Here is a 20,941-nt window from a genome sequence, read left to right as displayed (position 1 = left end):
TTATGAATTTAAAAATAAATCATTATATAACAAAAGCTTAAAATATGGCTTTTACCTTGCAACATTCATTGAAATTAATGAACAATGTAAGGAAAAACCATGAACATTTTTGAAGCACTACGTCACGATCATGACAAACAACGTTCACTTGTCGATGCATTGATAAACACACATGGCGAGTCATCTGATCGACAATCAATAATGAAAGACTTAAAAAATGAGTTAGAAGAGCATGCAAAGTTTGAAGAGCGCTACTTTTATAATCCATTGATATGTGATGATCTTACCCAAGAGAAAGCGCGACATGGCATAGCAGAGCACCATGAAATTGACGACCTAATTGAAAAACTTGAAGACACTAAAATGACTTCATCAGCATGGCTGATTACCGCTAAAAAATTGCATCACCTTGTGCATCATCACCTTGCGGAAGAAGAACATGAAGCTTTTCAACTAGCAGGAAAAGTACTTACTGACACTCAAAAAATAACACTAGCAAAACAGTACACTGAAGCCATGAACTAACCTTTTAGTTCTCCTCTGCCTGCATATAAAATACGCTACCATCTGTGGCGTGTTTACGTACTTTTTTAACCAAGATCATCAAAACCGAAATATATTGTTATAGCGCGTATAACCACTACTAAATTTTTACTGCTTATTATTTAAAGTAAATACTTCACATTTCAATTGATAATGATGCTGATAATCATTATCATAACCGCAAAAGTTACACTAACGATTTAGTTATCATTATTAAAGGAAGTACAATGAAATCCCGCCCGCTTTACTTGGCCTCACTGATCAGCACATTACTTACATCGACGACATTACTTGCAGACGATGTAACAGCAGAAAACATGGAAGTAATGATTGTTACTGCTTCTGGTTATGAGCAAAAATTAATTGATGCACCAGCCAGTGTCTCGGTTGTTTCACGTGAAGATTTACAAAATAAGCCTTTTACTAGCCTTGCGGATGCACTTCGTGATATCGAAGGTATTGATGTAGGTGCGGGACAAGATAAAAACGGCAATATTAGTATTACAATGCGTGGTTTGCCTGCCAGCTATACCCTAGTGTTAATTGATGGCCGTCGCCAAAGTGACGTTGGGAATATTGGCCCAAATAATTTTGGTAATAGCCAATTTATGTATATGCCACCTCTTGAAGCCATTGACCGAATCGAAGTTGTACGTGGCCCTATGTCTACTTTATATGGTGCAGATGCAATCGGTGGTGTGATCAATATTATCACACGAAAAAACCTCGACAGCACGCATGGTAGCGTTACTGTAAGTAGCAATATTCAGACTGATGATCAGTACGGCGATGATAACAAGATCGATTTATACCTTACAGGCCCTACTGGTGTGGAAGGTCTAACCTATGGCGTTCGCGGTAGTTTTTATGACCGCCAAGAAAGTAAGCCTACATACAGTGAAAATTTACCACTTCCAGATGGTAGCATGTGGGTAGATGATGGCAGTTTTGGTGATAAAAAAGTCGTTGCTGCACGTAACTTCAATGCAGGCCTTAGCGTTAATTATCAAATTGATAAACAAAATGACATTACTTTTGAGTATGACATTGCAAAGCAACGTTATGATAATACTCAAGGGCAAACTGGCACGCTTGATAGCCCTAATAGTTTATGGCGTATACGAAAAGGCATTGTGCATCCTCGCGTAGGTTATACACCTTACCAACGTGTTGAACGTGAACAGTTTGTTCTCGCGCACGTTGGCCGCTACGATGCTGGCACTTTAACCAGCAGTATTACCCGTAGCAGCAGTGAAAATTTTGGCCGCTCATTACCATTGAATGTACAAGAACGCTTAGGCGTTCAAGCTATTTGGGATAAAGCAGTACAAGATCAGGGTACTGACAAACCAAAGCTAACAGATGAAATTTACACGCAACTTGATGAAACCTTTTTACCGCGCCCATTACGTGCTCTAAAACTTGATAACCTCATTATTAATACTAAGTTTGAGTCAAACATTGATAATCACTACTTTGTTATTGGCGCACAATATTTTGATGCTGAAATGGAAGATGGCGTATTTGGTATGTATGGTGATGCTTATAAAGCAGGCACAACTCAAGATCATCGTCAAACGGCCGTATTTGCTGAAGATAATTGGGAAATCACCTCTAACTTAACCGCAACGTTAGGTGCACGTTACGATCACCATAACATTTTTGGTTCGCAAGTGAGCCCTCGTGCTTATCTAGCTTACTCACCTGCTGATGAGTGGACATTTAAAGGCGGTATCAGTACCGGCTATAAAACCCCTGAGCCAAACCAATTATTTCCAGGAATTACTGGGTTTGGTGGTCAAGGCACTATTCCATTCGTAGGCACACCTGATTTACAGCCAGAAACTAGCGTTAACTATGAAGTAGCGGCTTACTTTAATGGTATGGATAGTTTCAGCGGTAATATCACAGTGTTTTACAATGACTTTAATGACAAAATAATTCGCCAAGACAGATTACCAAACTGTGAAATAGCCATTGCCGACGAACCTTGTGTAGAAATTGGCAAAGGCTGGGCGGGTATTGGTAGCACCACGTTTAGTCAAGCAGCTAACGTTGATGAATCTGCCACACGCGGTATCGAGATAGCCGCAAATTGGAAGATCATTGACAGCCTATCACTGCGTGGTAACTATACATACACGGACAGTGAAGTTAAAAGTGGCCGTGATACAGGCCTTCCTTTAGTTAACACGCCTAAAAATATGTATAACTTAACACTAGCATGGCAACCACTTGATGATCTGAGTGTGTCGCTTATCTCAGAAATTCGCAGTAATCGTTATCGAGGCACCGCTAATGTATCTGGCCCACAAGGACCTGAAACACAAAAGCTGTACTACAAAGCCTATGATTTATATCACTTAGCAGCTACCTATAAAGTAAACGATAGTCTAGCGATAAATGCACGCATTAATAATTTACTGGATGATGATTTATCTAGCCGCTCTTGCTTATTAGCAGCGACAGAAGACGAGTATGAATGCACGTCTGATTATAATACGACTCAAAAAGCCCGTAGTTTTTGGGTATCGATGAGTTATAGCTTTTAATTCAGCATTGCTATAAGTTAAAAAGCCCAGCAATGCTGGGCTTTTGTGTTTACAGTTAAATTATGATTTAACTGTAAACTTTACATCTTCATCACGCAGTAAATATAGCGCAAAACATGCCGCCCACATTGGCCAAGCAGCAAAGAATAGTAAGTTATTAAAACCATCAATATATTGGCCGTATGATGAAAGTGTTGATGCGCCATGCATTAAAAATATCAGTCCATAAGTAATACGCTTTTTAATTCCGGCCATAAAAGCTAAAACCAAAATCAATTGCAATGCCCCTAATATATAAGCGACAACATCAGTTGACCCGCTAATCCCATAAAAGTGCTCAAATATACGTGCACTGTGCCCTGGGTTTACAAATTTATCCAAGGTCCACATAAGCATTACAATAAAAACGCCTAAACGTAATGAAAAAAGAGACCATTGCAAGCGATTTTTTAAATCCGATGAGAAAGAGTGAGACATTTAAATTCCTTAAATTAAGTGTTGTCATTTCAGTAATGAATCTAACAAGACCGTCTTTTTAAAGTTTTATTGCATAACTTTTACTTTTTATGAGCCTTACAGGCTAGGCTGGAATAGGCTAATGGATATGGTTGAAGCTACTGAGCTATTAAAAACGCTGCAGCAGGATACTAACTTGTGATCAAGAGACAGACACGGATGAAGATAATGGGTGTGAGCAGGGCGCACAAGCTTTGCTCGGTTTTTACTTATTCTCACATGGATGTGAACCAGTAGAATAATGCAGGAGCAGTTATCGAGCCCGCTAGTTTACAAACCTCGCGCCGTGATTAAACCGCCCCTAGATTGAACAAATTTCAATCCACAAAGGTCAACACGCCCTAATATCCTGTATCTAATTAAATTAATCAGTATCAATGAAAGTATTTTTAAAACCTTACGGTCTAATCCATCGTATATAACATATTTAACCACAGCGAGAGAGTTTTGAAATACGCATTTTTAGCACTTAGCATTTCCCTTAGCTTTTCAACATTGGCAAAAACTAATGACCCTATTGAGGTTATTCAAGTATCTGGTGAAGCGGTGAAACTTCATAGTCTTTCACCAAAAGATAGCACCGTTGATGGACCGTTTGGTGATAATTTAGCGCTGTCAGATATTGCACGTGCAGTAACACCAATTTCGAGTGCGATGATCGAACAACTTAACATTACGACCCTACAAGACATGCTCGCAGTGGCTCCAAACAGTTATTCTGCAAGTGGCTTTGGCGCGCCAAGCTTGCCAACTTTACGCGCTCAACTAGGTGAATTATTTCAAGATGGTGTTCGCCGCCAAGCGGGGAATAATGGGTTTGGGATCCCAGTTTCATTTAATGCCATTGAACAAATAGATATAGTAAAAGGCGCGCCACCGGTACTTTTTGGTAGTAGTCAGCGTAACGGGGGATTTGTAAATTTACGCTCAAAAACAGCCAGCACTGATCAGCAGCAAGGTAAAGTTCAGCTGTCAGCAGGACGTTGGGATCAATATCGGGCGCTAGTTGATTACAGTGCGCCTATTGTTGAAGGCCAGAGCGGCTTTAGAGTCAGTGCTGAACATATCGATAACGGTAGCTTTTACGACTACGCAGGATATGAAAGTGATAGTTTGTTTGCTGCACTGCGCTTTTTACCAGATGACAAAAGCAGCTGGGATCTCAACTTTGAGCTTTACAGTGTAGATTATACCGACAACGCTGGTATAAATAGGCCAACTCAAGCATTAATTGATGATGGCCTTTATATTACTGGTCAAGGCATACAGCCAAATGGCAGTAACGTGCCTGGTGCAGGTGCTATTGTGTCACCAACGGGGCAAGTTGTGATCCCGAGAAACCAAGTTTTAACCGATCCAGATAATATCAATAATGCCACAACGTATTTATTTCACAGTATTTATAAACGTGAATTAAACAACCAAGCAACGCTTAAAAACATTACTTACTTTCAGCATTTACAGCGCGAGTCACTCGCTAAAAACAGCTTTGTTGAAATTATTGATGGCGCAGACACAGCACAAAACCGTACCGAACTGAGTTATCAATGGAATGATTCACAAACAACGGTATTTGCATTTGATGTACGTTATAACAAAGTAAAAGGCTATAGCCAATTTACGACTGAGGCCGATTTACCGATTGATTTAACTGGGCCACTTGAAAATCGCCGCATTCCTTTAACCGCACAGCAGCAAGCACGTTTAGTTGAACTGCGCCCCGGTGTTTTTGTCTCTCCTGGTGCGCAATACGATATAAACAATGATGGCAATGGTGATTTTTCACTATCTGACACCACTGACTCAACCAGCTGGCAAACAGGTGTTGCATTTCAACACGACAGTCAATGGACAAATAAACTGCGCACCAGTATTGGCTATAGACTAGATTATTATGATGTAGTAGCCAAAGATGCGCTCCCGCCACAAGGACACAGTGCCGCGCAAGACAGTATCTATGAAACGCTGCATTCAGGTCAGGCAAGTATCAATTATAAATTTATCCCAAGCACTACAGGCTATATTGCCGGCAGTTATAATCAAGCTACGTCAAACAGTATGGCAGGTGGTCACACGCTTGGCAGTGATAACAAAATTAGCGAGCAAAACTTTGCAACCGACAACACATTGCTTGAAGTGGGTGTAAAATACGCGCCAGAGGATAGCCCATGGTATATTGACGGTGCGGTATTTAATCAGCGTCGTAGTTTACGAAACCGTGATGGTAGTAATACTGGCATTCGCACTCAAGGTTTTGAAACCCAGTTATTTTATGATGCATCCCCTTATTGGTTAAGTGCAGGCTATAGCTATATTGATGCTCGCTATGATAATTCAGCGAGTAGCCAAGACTCAAGTCAAGTGGCCGACGCCTTTGATAATTCACGCCCAGACATCATCAATGGTACAAGTGTTGGCGCACCCAGTTTTACTGCATTTGCGCCTTCAACGCAGCGAGTACAAGGCATTCCAGAGCAATCCGTGAGTATTAATGGAGGCTGGTCTATCTTAAGCAATTGGCAAATTGGCTTTGGTGGTATTTATACAAAAAGCTACCCGCTTGATTTCTTAGCAACCGTTAATATTCGTGATCAATACACATTAAATATCAATACAAGTTATGACTTTACTGAGCAAACAAAGCTGCGATTAGATATTAACAACGTTACAAATCAAGACAACTGGCGACCCGTGTTTGAGGGCGGTTACTTTGGCTCGACCTTAGTATTTCCTGAGCTACCAATTAATGCCAAGCTGACATTTCAGCACAGCTTTTAAGAGCGAACCCTATGTTTAAAAAAATTACATTACTTATTGTTGCTTTGCTCACCATTGGGCTGTTTTTTCACTTTGATTTACATCAGCTTTTAACACTTGATGGGTTAAAAGGATCAATGGATCAATTTAACCAATACAAAGAGCAATCCCCTTTATTAGTCATTGGTGGATTCTTTCTATTATACGTTATCGTAACAGCCCTATCGCTACCAGGGGCGGCTATTTTAACCCTTGCAGCAGGTGCTTTATTTGGCTTAGTTGAAGGCTTATTAGTTGCCTCATTTGCCTCAACCATTGGCGCCACATTAGCCTTTTTAGTATCGCGTTACTTATTACGTGATGCGATTAAAAAGCGTTTTCCTGAGCGTTTAGCCGCAATTGATGCTGGCGTTGAAAAAGAAGGCAGTTTTTACTTATTTACCTTACGTTTAGTGCCGGTATTCCCGTTCTTTTTAATTAACTTATTAATGGGGGTTACGTCAATCAAGTCATGGACTTTTTACTGGGTAAGCCAAATTGGTATGCTGGCAGGTACTTTTGTGTTTGTTAATGCAGGCACTCAACTGGCACAAATTGACAGTTTATCGGGCATTTTATCGCTTAACTTGATCTTATCATTTGTGTTGCTTGGCATATTCCCATTAATAGCGAAAGCAATCCTCAACACGATTAAAAAGCGCCGTGTTTATAAAAACTATACTAAACCTAAACAATTTGACCGTAACATGATAGTTATTGGTGGTGGTGCTGGTGGCTTAGTGACAAGTTACATTGCCGCTGCTGTTAAAGCGAAAGTGACCTTAATTGAAGCGGGCGAAATGGGCGGTGATTGCTTAAATTACGGCTGTGTACCCAGTAAAGCAATTATCAAAAGCGCCAAAATCGCGGAGCAAATTAAGCACGCCGATAAGTACGGCCTAGAAAATAGCACACCGCAATTTTCGTTTAAAAAAGTAATGGCACGTGTGCATCAAGTGATTGCTGATATTGCCCCACACGACAGTGTTGAACGTTACACAAATTTAGGAGTAGAAGTACTTAAAGGCTACGCAAAAATTACTGACCCTTGGACCGTTGAGATTAAACTCAACAATGGTGGCACACAAACTCTTACTGCTCGCACCATTGTAATCGCCACAGGCGCACGCCCATTTGTGCCGCCACTGCCAGGCATTGAAGATGCAGGTTATGTCACAAGCGATACGTTATGGAGCAAATTTGCCGAGCTTGATGAAGCACCTAAAAAACTCGTGGTGTTAGGCGGCGGGCCTATTGGCTCCGAGCTTGCGCAAAGCTTTGCACGATTAGGCTCATCAGTAACACAAATCGAAATGGCTGATCGCGTGATGATCAAAGAAGATAGCGAAGTATCAGAGTTTGCAACACACGCCCTTAAAGCAAGTGGTGTGAATGTATTAACTAATCACCAAGCATTACGTTGTGAAAAACGCGGCGAGCAGAAATTCATTATTGTTAAGCATGCTGAGCAAGAGCTCGAAATTGAATACGATGAGCTACTGTGTGCCGTTGGACGCAGCGCCCGTTTAAGCGGTTATGGTCTTGAAGAATTAGGCATTGAAACCAACCGCACTATCGTGACCAATGAGTACTTAGAAACCCTTTACCCTAATATTTTTGCGGCTGGCGATATTGTCGGCCCGTATCAATTTACCCATGTAGCCGCCCATCAAGGGTGGTACGCCGCAGTCAACGGCTTATTTGGGAATTTGAAGAAGTTTAAAGTGGACTACCGCGTGATCCCATGGACTACCTTTATTGACCCTGAAGTCGCCCGCGTGGGTATAAACGAGCAAGATGCGATTGACCAAGGTATTGATTATGAAATCACCCGCTTTGAATTTAAAGAGCTTGACCGCGCAATTACCGACAGTGCCACGCAAGGCTTTATTAAAGTGATCACACCAAAGGGTAAAGACAAAATACTCGGCGTTACTGTGGTCTCTGAGCACGCTGGCGATTTAATTGCTGAGTTTGTACTGGCGATGAAACATGGTTTAGGCCTTAATAAAATTTTAGGCACTATTCACAGCTACCCAACCTGGGCTGAGGGCAACAAATACGCCGCAGGAGAGTGGAAACGCGCCCACGCACCGCAAACGGTACTTAATTGGCTTGAGAAATACCATACATGGCGTCGAGGGTAGTATTTTGAAATCGTTATTTTTTATTGTATTAACGAGTCTGCTATTTATAACGCATGCTAAAGCTGATGATTCACTTCATCAGCCTTGGCAGCAACTGCTCAGCAGCCACGTAAAATCGATTAACCACGGCGTTAGTACAGCAGTAGATTACAGCGCATTTAAAAAGCAACATGCACAACTAAAAGGTTACTTGAGTACCCTTAGCGATGTTACCCAGGCGCAATTTGAACAATGGGATAATGCGCAGCAGTTAGCTTTTTTGATCAACGCATACAACGCATGGACGGTCGAATTGATTCTAACTGAATACCCAAACATTGAATCAATTAAAGACTTAGGGAGTTTTTTTAGTTCCCCGTGGAGCAAGGAGTTTGTGCCATTATTAGGCGAAACCCGTAGCCTTGATAATATTGAACATACGCTTATTCGTGGCAGTGGTAAATACAACGAACCGCGCATCCACTTTGCGGTTAATTGTGCCAGCATCGGCTGCCCGGCACTGCGCGAAGAAGCGTATACTGCCGCTAAACTTGATACTCAACTTGAGCAACAAACTCAGCGATTTTTAGCTGATATAACCCGTAACTATGTAAAAGATAACACGCTTTATTTATCTTCTATTTTTAAATGGTACCAAGATGATTTTGAAAATAGCTTTCGTGATACGCAATCATTACAAGCATTTATCTTATTATACCCAGATGCGCTAAACTTAACGCCAAGTCAACAAGCAAAACTTAAAAGTAACACCATGAAAGTGAAATTTTTAGATTACAACTGGGCATTGAATGACAACCAGTAATTATCTGTTATTACAACCAAAGCGTATTAAACACTACGCCTTGGTATTTATTGCTATGCTTAGTTTTATATTTTCATCAAACAGCGCTGCAAAAAATTGGCAAACTGTACTCGATAACGGCCAAAACCACAGTGTATATTTTCATGCTTGGGGTGGCGACCCACAAATAAATGCCTATATTCAGTGGCTTGAACAGCAAGTTAAGCAGCAATATAATATTGATCTACACCATATCAAACTCACCGATACCAGTGAAGCTGTAAGCCGCGTTTTAGCTGAAAAATCAGCAGGTAATCACAGCGAAGGAAAAGTCGATCTTATTTGGATCAACGGTGCAAATTTTGCGGCAATGGCAAAGCACGGTTTACTAACGCCTAATTGGGCCACTAAATTACCTAATTTTTCATTAACTAATCCCGCAAAAAACCCAGCGATGAGTTTAGACTTTGGCGTGCCAACTCAAGGCATGGAATCACCGTGGGGGCAAGCTGCACTTACTTTTTACTACGACAGCGTTGCAATAACTTCGCCACCTAAAACTCTCACGCAATTACTTACTTGGAGCACACAACATAAAGGTCGATTTACTTATCCCAAACCGCCTGATTTTATTGGCGTAAGCTTTTTAAAGTATGCACTGATTAGTTTAACGCCAGCATCACTACAAGCGAAGCTTTATCAACCTGTTACAAAGCAAAACAGCGCTTTATTATTGCCTAAATTATGGCAGTTTTTAGATACACTACACCCTAATTTATGGCGTGCAGGCCAGCATTTTGTCTCTAGCAGCACCGCACTTAGACGTTTAATGGGTGATACTGAATTGAGCCTTGCCATGACATTCTCAGCGCCCGAAGTCCCTGCTGCTGTCACCCGCTTTGATCTCCCCACCAGCATTCGCAGTTATGCTATGAGTGATGGTAGCCTCAGTAATATTCACTTTGTTGCTATACCTTACAATGCAGCGCATACAGACAGTGCTAAGTTGGTCGCTAATTTCATGCTCAGCGTAAATGCACAAGCTAAAAAGCAACGCCCAACTACTTGGGGTGATAATACCGTATTGGATTTATCTATTTTAGCTGCAGATCAAGTAACTCAATTCCAATTATCAAACCCGCACCCAAGCAGTTTAGCGCCAAACCATAATAGCCCAGCCCTTGCAGAGCCTCACCCAAGTTGGGTAAAAGTAATTGAGCAACAATGGCTTGAACGATATGGAGCGCAATAATGATACACGCGCGTGATATATTTACTCGGAGCATAAAATTAACCCCAACGCTATTAATGGCGCTATTAGTGATCCCAGTTGTAGGTGGACTAATTGGTGTATTATTACCCGCGTTTGGCTATATCCCTGCACTTGATAAAACCACGTTTACCCTTCGCGGTTTTTATTCGCTATTTAATACCGCTGGTTTTGCAAACATGCTGCTACTGAGTGCGATTAGCAGTCTTGTTAGCACGTTATTGGCATTTATTATTACCGTATTAATTTTAGCCTGTTATTTTAATAGCCCTTGGCTTTATCGTATACAGCGTTTATTGGGGCCTATTTTAGTGATCCCCCATGCCGCCGCGGCAATTGCAATTAGCTTTTTGATCACCCCATCAGGCATGATTTCGCGCTTATTTTCTCCTTGGCTTAGTCAATGGGACAGCCCACCTGACTGGATGTTTCCACACGATTCATGGGGGATAAGTATGGTGCTAGGCTTAACGTTAAAAGAGCTACCTTTTTTATTACTGATGGCGCTAGGTGCCCTTGCCCAAGCCGATTTAGGTGCAAAACTACGAGCCCAACATAAAGTCGCTTTGAGTTTAGGTTATTGCCCAATGACCGCTTTCTTTAAAGTAGTATTACCTAACCTATACCCATTTTTACGCTTACCAATTTTAGCCGTACTTGCTTATGCCAGTGCCAGTGTTGAAATACCGCTGATCCTTGGTCCAAATGCGCCTCCTACACTCGCGGTTGCTATTATGCACTGGTTTAACGATGTTGATTTAACCTTGCGCATTCAAGCCTCTGCGGGAGCAATCATGCAATTACTGTTGACCATGGGCTTGTTACTCAGCTGGTGGCTACTTGAAAAGCTCACAAAAAAGTTTAGCCATGGCAGCTTAATCAACGGCAGACGCGAATATGCTGGGCAACTTATTCAGCGTTTTACTCAGGTATTAACGTTTATTTTGCTCAGTATAATTATGCTCTCATTAGCGGGGCTCATTCTATGGTCATTTGCGGGGTATTGGCGTTTTCCTGATGCGTTGCCATCACAATTTGTGTTACTGCATTGGCAGCATGCTTTACAACAAATGCAAACACCTTTACTTAACACGGTTGTTATCGGGTTTGTTGCTACCTTAGTGGCTGTTATTTTGACCTTATTTACCTTAGAGGCAGAACAATTGCGTACGCGTAATTTATCCAATTTTGCCAGTTTGCTAATTTATTTACCTATGCTGATCCCAAGCATTGCGTTTTTATTCGGCTTAGTCTGGTTGCAGGAGCAAGTTGGTAGCCATCATGCGTATTTTAATGTGATATTTGGGCATTTATTATTTGTACTGCCCTATGTGTTTTTATCATTAGCAAGTAGTTACCGACGTTTAGACCCTCGTTTTTCTCACCTTGCGGCAAGCCTAGGAGCCACACCCAGCAAGGTGTTTTTACGGGTAAAACTACCACAATTATTAGCGCCTATCCTGATTGCATTCGCACTTGGCTTAGCGGTTAGTTTTAGTCAATATTTACCCACGTTACTCAGCGGCGGTGGGCGTATTAACACCATTACCACCGAAGCCGTCGCCCTTGCAGGTGGTGCAAGTCGTCGAGTGAGTGCCGTTTATGCATTAATGCAAATGTTGTTACCTGCTATTGCGTTTTTTCTAGCTTGGTTTATCCCTAAGCTCGTTTTTGCAAAACAAACTGCATCCCCGCATAAACTTCAACACCCAACCTTAAAACAACAATCTAAGGCCTAATATGCATTCGTCACTTAATATAAAAAACCTCACTATTTGGCGAGAAAAAACGCAACTTATCTCCTTAAATGAACGCATTAAAGGCGGTGAAGTTCTCAGTATTATGGGTCCATCAGGCAGTGGTAAATCAACGTTACTAAATTGGTTAACTGGCATGCTGCCACATGGTTTTAGCGCACAGGGGACCTTGCTTTTAAACGAACAAAACATTACTCAGTTAGCCAGCCATCAACGTCATGTGGGGTTACTGTATCAAGATCCTTTATTATTTCCGCACTTAAATGTAGCTGATAACATTGCCTTTGCGATGCCTAAAGGGAATAAAAAGCAGCGTATAGAAAAAATCAACGACTCGCTAACACAACTAGGATTAGAGGGCATGGCAGCACGCCACCCACATAGTTTATCAGGCGGGCAACAAGCAAGGGTTGCGCTTTTACGTGTATTACTGAGCGAGCCAAAAGCAATTTTACTTGATGAACCGTTTAGTAAACTTGATGCAACACTGCGAAAAGATACCCGCGAGCTGGTATTTGAGCAAATTCGTCAACGCCAACTTCCCGCAGTAATGGTCACCCATGATGACAGCGATGCACATGCTGCTGGGGGGAAAGTAATTACTCTCAGCGCACATATTCAGGAAACAACATGTTAGATAAATTTATTACACCTGCTATAAAACCACTTTTAAAACCTGTGGTTATAATACTGGATAAGTGTGGCCTCAATGCCGATAAGCTCACTGTTATTGGCTTTATTATTGGTATGTTTGCCTTACCATTACTCGCGTTTGAATTTTATTATGGCGCTTTAGTGGTGATCATTTTAAATCGCGTGTTTGATGGTTTAGATGGTGCACTTGCGCGTCATCAACAGCAAAGTTCATCAGCGGGTGGGTTTTTAGATATTTGCCTCGACTTTTTATTCTACGGCGCGATTGTACTAGGTTTTGCTTTAGCCGATCCCGCACAAAATGCTGTTGCCGCAGCCGCATTATTGCTGGTTTTTATTGGCACAGGATCAAGCTTTTTAGCCTTTGCCATTGCCGCTGAAAAATTTAGCTTAGCTAAACCTCAGTTTAAATATAAAAGCTTTTACTATTTAAACGGCTTAACTGAAGGCACTGAAACCATCGCATTTTTCGTCGCGTTTTGTATTTGGCCGCAGCACTTTAGCTTGCTTGCATATAGTTTTGCAGTACTTGGCAGTATCACTATTTTTACGCGTATTCATGGTGGTTATCATACTTTAAGGCAAATAAATAATGACGAATGAAGCACTGTGGCGATTAGGCGCTTTCCTTACTATTTTGACAGTTATGATGATAGTAGAAGCAATTAGCCCTGCGCGCACATCACCTGTAGCGGCACGTAAACGTTGGTTTGCAAATTTTTCGCTAGTCGTACTGGCTTCAGTACTAGCTCGACTAACCATTCCTATAGGTTTAACCAGCGTCGCGCTTTATTGCCAACAACACACAATTGGTGTATTTAATCAATTTATGTTGCCTTTGTGGCTGGCGGTAGTTTTGAGTTTACTGCTCCTCGATATCGTTATTTATTGGCAACATCGGTTATTTCATAAAGTGCCGCTACTGTGGCGCTTGCACCGCGTTCACCACGCAGACCCTCATGTTGATACTAGTACAGGCCTGCGCTTTCACCCGCTTGAGATTATTTTAAGTATTATAATCAAACTGATTATTGTAGTCCTATTAGGCGTGCCAGCATTAGCGGTATTAATATTTGAAATTGCCCTCAATGGCTTAGCATTATTTAACCACGCGAATATTAGCCTGCCAAATAAAGTGGAACGTGTACTGCGGTATGTACTTATTACCCAGCAATTACATCGTATTCACCACAGCCAAACTGTGACTGAAACCAACAGTAACTTTGGTTTTAGTGTAACGTGGTGGGATCGCCTATTTGGCAGTTATACGCCCTATGCAAAACTAAGTGATGATACTCTTAACATTGGCTTAAAAGAATTTAGTACATCAAACTCACACTCACGTTTAGTCTCATTAATAGTCATGCCATTCAAAAAGTAACGACTGATAGTTTCTTTATCCAGTCCTTGGGTTATTTATTCGTTTATGTCGGTTCAACCTTAAATCATGTCGGTTCACGCGAATGGTGCTGAACACACGAATAAAATCTCCTACATTCCCTATCAACAGCACGTTACACCGTACACAGTTTAATAAGGAATATAATAATGAAAGTAATCACTAAAACAGCCATCACCTTGAGTTTATTGAGCCAGTTTAATGCACACGCAATTGATTTACGTGTAGATAATATTCGTCTATATCAAAATAGTACTGCTAATTTTTCACCCCCAAGCACGCTTTATATAGAAAACGGAAAAATAGTTACTATCACTAAAGCAACTGATACTAAGCAAAAAGCAGATGCCACTATAAACGCTAACAACCAATTTGCACTGCCAGGACTAATTGATTTACATGTTCATTTGGGCTCGTCAGGCAGCAACTTCTCTGAGTTTCAATACTTGCCTGTTAAGTCGCATTTTAATTCAAATCTTTATTTAGGCGTCACAAACATAGTCGATTTGTTTTCATTTAAGCAAACCCTTGATGAAGCTGCACAATTAAAAGCGACACACGTAACGCCTAACTTATTTTATGCTGGTACGTTATTCACCAATCCTGGCGGGCATGGCACCCAATTTGGTGGCAGTGTGTACGAAATTACAAAAGATGAAGATATTGATACATTATGGAACAAGCATATAGCCACTAACCCACATATTACTAAAGCCGTTATTGAAACATTCGGTGGTATGGGAAAATCGTTAACTGACAGCCAACTCACTGAACTTGGCAAACGTTCAAAAGCCGCTAATTTACCTTATTTTGTGCATGTATCAACGTTACTTGATGGTAAACGCGCTATCAAAGCAGGCGCTACGGCACTTGCTCATGGGATTAATAATGAAGCCATTGATGAAGAATTTATTACCTTAATGAAGCACCACAGAGTAACTTATATACCAACACTGGCTGTGTATCATAATCACAGTGACGAAAAACATAACCATGGAGTAAGTTCACAAAGCCAATTACTAAGAACAGTGCCCGCTAAATTACAAAAATGTTTATTTGAAAAAGTACCAGCCCCGTCTAAGTGGACAGACAATGCATGGCAAGCTCGAAATACGGCCTACGCCAATATTAAAAAGCTCCATCAAGCAGGCGTTGTTATTGGCACAGGATCAGATGCGGGTAATCCGTACACATTACACGGCACAGGGCTTCACAATGAGCTAGATGCGCTCAAAAAAGCAGGGCTATCAAATGACCAAATAATTAATGCGGCGACGCTCAATGGTGCTCAAGCAATAAACCAAGGCGCCCATATTGGTAAATTAGCACCAGGATATGAAGCCAGTTTTATATTGCTCGCACAAAATCCACTCGTTGATCTTAAATCGCTTCATAACATTGCAGAGGTATTTAAATCAGGACAAAGAATCGATCGTTCAAAATTAATAGCTGAAAATAAAACCATAGAGCCACAAGGCCCAGCCTGTAACCCAACAATTACAAGCCGTAAAGCACACATAATGATAGACGACTTTATTGGAGAGTCACCATGGCAAGCATTAAGCGACAAAGTAATGGGCGGACAATCATCCGTTGAACTAAAGTCAGAAAAACAAAGCTTAACAATTAACACAGCAGTTGCTAAGGCAACTAACTTTGGTGCATGGGCGGGCGCTGAAATAAAATACCCGCAACTAGTTGATGCATCTACATTCAAAGGTATCCGCTTGACTTATAAAGGGTCGAGCACCCCATTTGCACTGTCTATTTATCATAGTGAAGTAAAAGACTGGGATAACTTTTCTGCGCTTTTAATGCCTAGCAATGACTGGAAGACCCTTGAGATCCCATTTAGTGACTTCAAGCAATTTGGCTTTGGTAATCAAGTGAAATGGTCAGCAACTAAACTCTCCGGTTTTAACTTAATGTGGCGAAAAATGCCCGGTGCCAGTGACGACATCTTAAAAAACACACTTGAAATAAAAGAACTCGTGTACTTTTAAAAGTCATTTAACCTAAACTCTAGTTTACACTATTAAAACCAAAATTAGCCTTTGTTTTGGTTTTGTATAAACTGCCATATAACTTTAAAAACAAAATGACCAAAATGTTTAAACAGCCTTTTTTTAAATATAGCTTTTTTATATTACTTGCCATTGATATCGCCTATGCATTAGGTATTGCTATTGCAACCTCTTCACCTATTTCAGGCGACACTGCTCTTGCAGCACTCGTATGGTTTGTAACCTTTTATTGGTTACCTGTTTGGGCAGCGGCTATTTTAATTTTTTATTTAAGATCAAAAAACATAAATAAGCTCGCACTTGAATGGTTAATTGTAACCTCATTTATGGCGCTAGGTAACACCATCACAGACTTGACGTTAACCACCCTGTTTGACCAATACCAACCATTAGGAATTTTTGTAATATTTAATGGCTTGTTTTGGGGATCAGGCATTTACCTTGCAACGATTTATATAGAGAGTAAAAAAAAGGTGGTAACTGAAAAGCACGCTCGCAAACAAGCTCAATTAGCCACCTTACGCTATCAGCTAAATCCACACTTTATGTTTAACAGTCTCAATACTATTTCGGCTTATATTCATACCAACCCAGATTTAGCCGATGAAGTACTGCACGAGCTAGCTGATATTTTGCGCTACTCATTAGATACCGCAGAGCAACAATTTATCCCACTGCAACAAGAACTTGCTATTATTGAGAAATATTTAAATATTGAAAAAGCACGGTTTGGTGAAAAACTCCAGATAAACTACAACATCCCCACGCCGCTTAAAAATATAAAAATACCCCCACTCCTTATTCAGCCCATTATTGAAAATGCCGTTAAGCATAATGCCCAACAAACCAAACTAATCCTAAACATTGCTATATCTACAACTGATAACGGCATAAAAATTATTATTAGCGATAATGGCAAAGGCTTTAACCAACACGTATTACAACAAGGTTATGGCAAAGGTGTTGGAATGAAAAACATGCAGCAACGTATTCAACAATTAAGTAATAGTAAAGTCATGCTAAGTAATAATAATGGTGCAGTAATCACATTGGATATAACATTATGAGCAAACATACACCCGCTGCAAACAGTGAAAAAATTCGCTTAGTGTTTGCAGATGATGAACTCCCTGCACGTGAAAAGCTAAGCCATCAATTAAGTTTAATGGACAATATAGACGTGGTTGGAGTTGCTACAAATGGTAAAGAAGCTATTTCGCTGATCAACTCACTCACCCCAGACGTTGTATTACTGGATATTCAAATGCCTGAAATCAATGGCTTAGAGTTAGTTGATTTACTTAACTACCAACCCATGATTATTTATACGACTGCGTACGATCAATTTGCAATTGCAGCTTTTGAACATGCCTCAATAGATTATTTGTTAAAGCCATTCCCTATTGCCCGATTGAAAAAAGCACTCGCCAAAGTACAAGCCCAGCTGAACCAACAACACGCCGTAGCGCATGTAAATAAACAAACTGTACAGCCTCAATTTTCACATAATGAAAATAAGCTCAACAAATTGATCAGTAAAAATGGCGAAAGAATATTTCTTTTATCACCAGCAGACATTAAATTTATAAAATCAGAACAAGGAAACAGTTTAGCTTGGAATGGGGAGGTATTTTATCACTTAACTGATACCTTAGATCAGTTAGAACAAGTTCTATCATCACAAAGCTTTATTCGTATTCATCGCAGTTACCTCGTTAATATCGATCATATTAAAGAAATTCAACGTTGGTTTAATGGCAAGCTCATGGTGATTATTAATGATGAAGAAAAATCAGAGCTCAGTACTAGCCGCGCAGGTGCTGATAAACTAAAACACATACTACGTATTTAAGCACTCTGTTATTTGAGCATAATGTAAACCAATATGCATGTTAAAGCGTATATATGTACATAAAAGACTAACAGAGCAATTTATGTTTTCACTATTTAAGAAAGATCCAACCAAAAAATTAAATAAACTTCTTTCGATTAAGTTAAAAGAAGCGATGGAAGCTCAACGCAAAGGTGATATACGCACATATTCTCAACTCACTTTTGAAGCAGATCAAATAGACAAACAAATAATTGAAATAGAACAAAAAAATACACAAGCATAATAACTAAGCTAAATTACAGATCAGAAATAAAACAAGTACGTTTTAACTAGCCCCGTATTTTTAATATACGACAGACATTAAAAAGCCGCAATTAATGCGGCTTTTAAAAGTTATATTAATGTATTAGCTGCCTGAACCAGTAGTACCCGTTGTAGTTTGACAAACCACTTCAAGTGCTAAAGACTCAGCTGTACCATCGGCTGTAATCGTTGTAGTTGCTTTAGTCGTATCGCCAACTAGTGGAGTACGCGCATTAACAAATACATTGTATGTGCTGCCATCAACTAAATCTGCAAGTGTGAATGTGCCCGCAGTACCAGAAGCCAGTGTTTTAGCCTTACCAGCTAAGCTATAACTAACAACAGCATTACTCATATCAACCGTTTTAGTTGTGTCATTCGCGCACGCAGCCGTCACTGCAAAGTCTTCATTTACTAACGTAGCTGGGTTTGCCAGTACCACTGCAGCGGCACCACACACATTAACTTCGCCATCTGAAGTAAACCAAGGTGTTCCGTTAACATCAAATACTTTTACAGTTGCTTTAGCATTTGCTGAAATGCCAAAGCGCTTTGTATTTAATGGTGAAACAATAACATTACTCGCCGCATTGGCTCTTAAATAGCTTGTAGCACTTGCATCTGATGAGCTCATAGATACATACAAACCTGATGCAGGCACTGCATCACCACTTAAGTTTACTGCAATACCGTCAGTACAAATAGGAGCACTTACAGTTGAGGCGAAAAAGGTTAAATGCGTTGTTTTAAAAGTACCAGTGTAAGTATTTGTCTGTGCGTTTAAAGCACCCACTTCTACTTTGTTAGTTTCACTTGCCCACACACCTGTATCTTCATTGTGTGATTTAAGACCTAGCATATCACCCGGCTGAATAGCTTCACCATTGAGCATGGTCGTCGCCGGAATAGTCATTGATACTGTAATTGGGTCTGAGAATTTTTTAACTTTTTTGCCTGTGCCATCAGCCATCGTTACATTTGCAACACCCACTGATTTTACAATTGACGTTGCATCTGCATCGTTTAAACCAGCTGGAACAATTGATGAAGCCGCACCAGTAGATGAGTCAGCGCCATTAACTTTTAACGTAATTTCGCCTGAAACTGGTTGTTCACTCGCATCATATAAAATTACGCCAGCAGGAACGCTTGCTGATGCACTTGATTTACCAGGATCCGTTGCAGCAGAAATTACCGCTGACGTTGTACCACCAGCTTCAACAGTAGACACTACCGATTTATTAGAGATACCATCAGCAGACTCAGAAACAAGGGCAAGTAAAGCATTTACGCTCATCACGCCTTCTGCAGTCGTTAAGTCAACAATAAAGCTTTTACCAATGTAATCATCAGCAGAAACATTGACTGTAACTTCACTGATATTTGCATCATCTTTAACTGTAAACGCTAAGCTACCATCAGCCAAGTCAACAGATGTTAGTTCATTACCATCAACATCAACTATATTTTCAGAAGCCACACCATTTTCAAAAAATGTAACCTTTGCAGCAATAGCGTTATTAGTCACTGAATCAACAACATTCGCATTAACAACAACAGATAGCTCCGTAGGCGCGTCAGGCGCGACAACAACAGGAGGCACTACAACTGGTGGAACAACATCTTTGTCATTATCATTACAACCAGATAAAACAAAAACAGAAGCGACAGACAAAGCAAGTAACGTTTTTTTATTAGTAAGCATGGGGGGTCCTTTTTATTCCTTTTCAATTAGCGTATCTTTAATAAAATTATCATTATTAATAGACTGCTGCTAAATACAAATATTTTAAAATTAATGAAATGGCAATATATTCATTTGCAATGGATATATTAACAACTCTATTGCATGCTTAATATTACACATTATTACAAACAAACATAATTTAACAAATACAGCTAAAACTTTACATCATTAAGCCATAGTTACAACATATAATTTGTAATCAAAGCGAATATAGCCAAGTGACCTCAAAATGCGAGCATCATTAGAATTAAATCAACGTATGCCATACCGGCTCAGGCTACCAATACGCCTTAAACGTTCTCGGTATTGCGCAACCATTTGATTAAAAAAGTACGCTCTGCTTTACGCAATTTTTCGCTCTGTACATACTTTTCGTCTGTAACGTACCTTTACGCAGCTTATGCCAGCTTATGCCAGCTTGGAATAATGGCTTTAACATTAAGTCTATTGGCTTTTTATGATAAACATACAAGACTAAATTAGTGTGCTTTGTAAGCGTATAGCTAACGACACCTAGCCTTGCTTAATATTCCAAGGTAGCAGTGGCTCAAGGTTACTTGGCTGCTCTGCAATATGTTGCAAGCACGTTGAGATGTAGTCATGCACTACAAGATCATT

16 protein-coding genes are annotated in these 20,941 nt (G+C 40.3%); 14 read left to right on the top strand and 2 right to left on the bottom strand.

From position 1 onward, the window contains the following. The first annotated feature begins 99 nt into the window (after positions 1-99). Both HJP15_RS20480 and HJP15_RS20475 read left to right on the top strand, forming a co-directional pair. Positions 100-525: a hemerythrin domain-containing protein gene (locus HJP15_RS20480; RefSeq protein WP_170174524.1), complete on the top strand. Its 426-nt coding sequence runs from the start codon at positions 100-102 to the stop codon at positions 523-525. A gap of 245 nt (positions 526-770) precedes the next feature. Then, positions 771-3,095 (top strand): TonB-dependent receptor domain-containing protein, encoded by a 2,325-nt coding sequence (locus HJP15_RS20475; protein ID WP_170174523.1) that lies wholly within the window; start codon positions 771-773, stop codon positions 3,093-3,095. Between the two features lie 60 nt (positions 3,096-3,155). Here the strand turns inward: HJP15_RS20475 and HJP15_RS20470 are convergent, their stop codons facing one another. Continuing rightward, positions 3,156-3,572 carry a hypothetical protein gene (locus tag HJP15_RS20470; RefSeq protein WP_054206718.1) on the bottom strand — a complete coding sequence of 139 codons (417 nt, stop codon included), beginning with the start codon at positions 3,570-3,572 and terminating at the stop codon, positions 3,156-3,158. Positions 3,573-4,058: 486 nt separating this feature from the next. Between HJP15_RS20470 and HJP15_RS20465 the strand changes: the two genes are divergently transcribed. The 12 genes from HJP15_RS20465 to HJP15_RS20410 all read left to right on the top strand — a co-directional run bounded on the left by HJP15_RS20465 (position 4,059) and on the right by HJP15_RS20410 (position 18,556). After that, positions 4,059-6,389 (top strand): TonB-dependent receptor, encoded by a 2,331-nt coding sequence (locus HJP15_RS20465; RefSeq protein ID WP_170174522.1) that lies wholly within the window; start codon positions 4,059-4,061, stop codon positions 6,387-6,389. A gap of 11 nt (positions 6,390-6,400) precedes the next feature. Continuing rightward, entirely contained in the window at positions 6,401-8,554 is a 2,154-nt protein-coding gene (locus tag HJP15_RS20460) for a dihydrolipoyl dehydrogenase family protein (protein WP_170174521.1), read from the top strand. A gap of 37 nt (positions 8,555-8,591) precedes the next feature. After that, positions 8,592-9,356, top strand: a complete 765-nt coding sequence (locus HJP15_RS20455) for a DUF547 domain-containing protein (protein ID WP_502707002.1) — start codon at positions 8,592-8,594, stop codon at positions 9,354-9,356. Between the two features lie 55 nt (positions 9,357-9,411). Further along, a complete protein-coding gene (locus HJP15_RS20450) occupies positions 9,412-10,587 on the top strand; it encodes an ABC transporter substrate-binding protein (protein ID WP_405629809.1) in 1,176 nt (391 codons plus the stop codon). Further along, complete coding sequence (locus HJP15_RS20445) at positions 10,587-12,344, top strand: ABC transporter permease (protein ID WP_054206722.1); 1,758 nt, start codon at positions 10,587-10,589, stop codon at positions 12,342-12,344. Before HJP15_RS20450 ends, HJP15_RS20445 begins: the two co-directional genes overlap by 1 nt. A 1-nt stretch (position 12,345) precedes the next feature. Beyond that, entirely contained in the window at positions 12,346-12,999 is a 654-nt protein-coding gene (locus tag HJP15_RS20440) for an ATP-binding cassette domain-containing protein (RefSeq protein ID WP_054206723.1), read from the top strand. Continuing rightward, complete coding sequence (locus HJP15_RS20435) at positions 12,993-13,619, top strand: CDP-alcohol phosphatidyltransferase family protein (protein WP_170174518.1); 627 nt, start codon at positions 12,993-12,995, stop codon at positions 13,617-13,619. The genes HJP15_RS20440 and HJP15_RS20435 overlap by 7 nt, the downstream gene beginning before the upstream one ends. After that, entirely contained in the window at positions 13,609-14,397 is a 789-nt protein-coding gene (locus HJP15_RS20430) for a sterol desaturase family protein (protein ID WP_170174517.1), read from the top strand. The genes HJP15_RS20435 and HJP15_RS20430 overlap by 11 nt, the downstream gene beginning before the upstream one ends. A gap of 167 nt (positions 14,398-14,564) precedes the next feature. Continuing rightward, positions 14,565-16,418: a CIA30 family protein gene (locus HJP15_RS20425; protein ID WP_170174516.1), complete on the top strand. Its 1,854-nt coding sequence runs from the start codon at positions 14,565-14,567 to the stop codon at positions 16,416-16,418. A gap of 104 nt (positions 16,419-16,522) precedes the next feature. Continuing rightward, a complete protein-coding gene (locus HJP15_RS20420; protein ID WP_170174515.1) occupies positions 16,523-17,506 on the top strand; it encodes a sensor histidine kinase in 984 nt (327 codons plus the stop codon). Next, complete coding sequence (locus tag HJP15_RS20415; protein WP_170174514.1) at positions 17,503-18,291, top strand: LytR/AlgR family response regulator transcription factor; 789 nt, start codon at positions 17,503-17,505, stop codon at positions 18,289-18,291. Before HJP15_RS20420 ends, HJP15_RS20415 begins: the two co-directional genes overlap by 4 nt. A gap of 82 nt (positions 18,292-18,373) precedes the next feature. After that, positions 18,374-18,556: a DUF6435 family protein gene (locus tag HJP15_RS20410; protein WP_054206734.1), complete on the top strand. Its 183-nt coding sequence runs from the start codon at positions 18,374-18,376 to the stop codon at positions 18,554-18,556. A 123-nt stretch (positions 18,557-18,679) separates the two neighbouring features. Here HJP15_RS20410 and HJP15_RS20405 read toward each other — a convergent pair whose 3' ends face one another. Next, the gene (locus HJP15_RS20405) at positions 18,680-20,281 is read right to left on the bottom strand and encodes a hypothetical protein (protein ID WP_170174513.1); all 1,602 of its coding nucleotides are present in this window, start codon (positions 20,279-20,281) and stop codon (positions 18,680-18,682) included. Between the last annotated feature and the right edge of the window lie 660 nt (positions 20,282-20,941).

The sequence above is a fragment of the Pseudoalteromonas sp. NEC-BIFX-2020_002 genome (genome assembly GCF_013002825.1).
In the GTDB taxonomy this organism is placed as follows: Bacteria; Pseudomonadota; Gammaproteobacteria; order Enterobacterales; family Alteromonadaceae; genus Pseudoalteromonas; species Pseudoalteromonas neustonica.
This window is presented reverse-complemented; position numbering and strand designations above follow the sequence as displayed.

Coding starts and splice junctions, on each gene's coding strand:
- HJP15_RS20480 (WP_170174524.1), top strand. CDS start 100: ATGAACATTTTTGAAGCACTACGTCACGATCATGACAAACAACGTTCA.
- HJP15_RS20475 (WP_170174523.1), top strand. CDS start 771: ATGAAATCCCGCCCGCTTTACTTGGCCTCACTGATCAGCACATTACTT.
- HJP15_RS20470 (WP_054206718.1), bottom strand. CDS start 3,572: ATGTCTCACTCTTTCTCATCGGATTTAAAAAATCGCTTGCAATGGTCT.
- HJP15_RS20460 (WP_170174521.1), top strand. CDS start 6,401: ATGTTTAAAAAAATTACATTACTTATTGTTGCTTTGCTCACCATTGGG.
- HJP15_RS20450 (WP_405629809.1), top strand. CDS start 9,412: ATGCTTAGTTTTATATTTTCATCAAACAGCGCTGCAAAAAATTGGCAA.
- HJP15_RS20445 (WP_054206722.1), top strand. CDS start 10,587: ATGATACACGCGCGTGATATATTTACTCGGAGCATAAAATTAACCCCA.
- HJP15_RS20440 (WP_054206723.1), top strand. CDS start 12,346: ATGCATTCGTCACTTAATATAAAAAACCTCACTATTTGGCGAGAAAAA.
- HJP15_RS20435 (WP_170174518.1), top strand. CDS start 12,993: ATGTTAGATAAATTTATTACACCTGCTATAAAACCACTTTTAAAACCT.
- HJP15_RS20430 (WP_170174517.1), top strand. CDS start 13,609: ATGACGAATGAAGCACTGTGGCGATTAGGCGCTTTCCTTACTATTTTG.
- HJP15_RS20425 (WP_170174516.1), top strand. CDS start 14,565: ATGAAAGTAATCACTAAAACAGCCATCACCTTGAGTTTATTGAGCCAG.
- HJP15_RS20420 (WP_170174515.1), top strand. CDS start 16,523: ATGTTTAAACAGCCTTTTTTTAAATATAGCTTTTTTATATTACTTGCC.
- HJP15_RS20415 (WP_170174514.1), top strand. CDS start 17,503: ATGAGCAAACATACACCCGCTGCAAACAGTGAAAAAATTCGCTTAGTG.
- HJP15_RS20410 (WP_054206734.1), top strand. CDS start 18,374: ATGTTTTCACTATTTAAGAAAGATCCAACCAAAAAATTAAATAAACTT.
- HJP15_RS20405 (WP_170174513.1), bottom strand. CDS start 20,281: ATGCTTACTAATAAAAAAACGTTACTTGCTTTGTCTGTCGCTTCTGTT.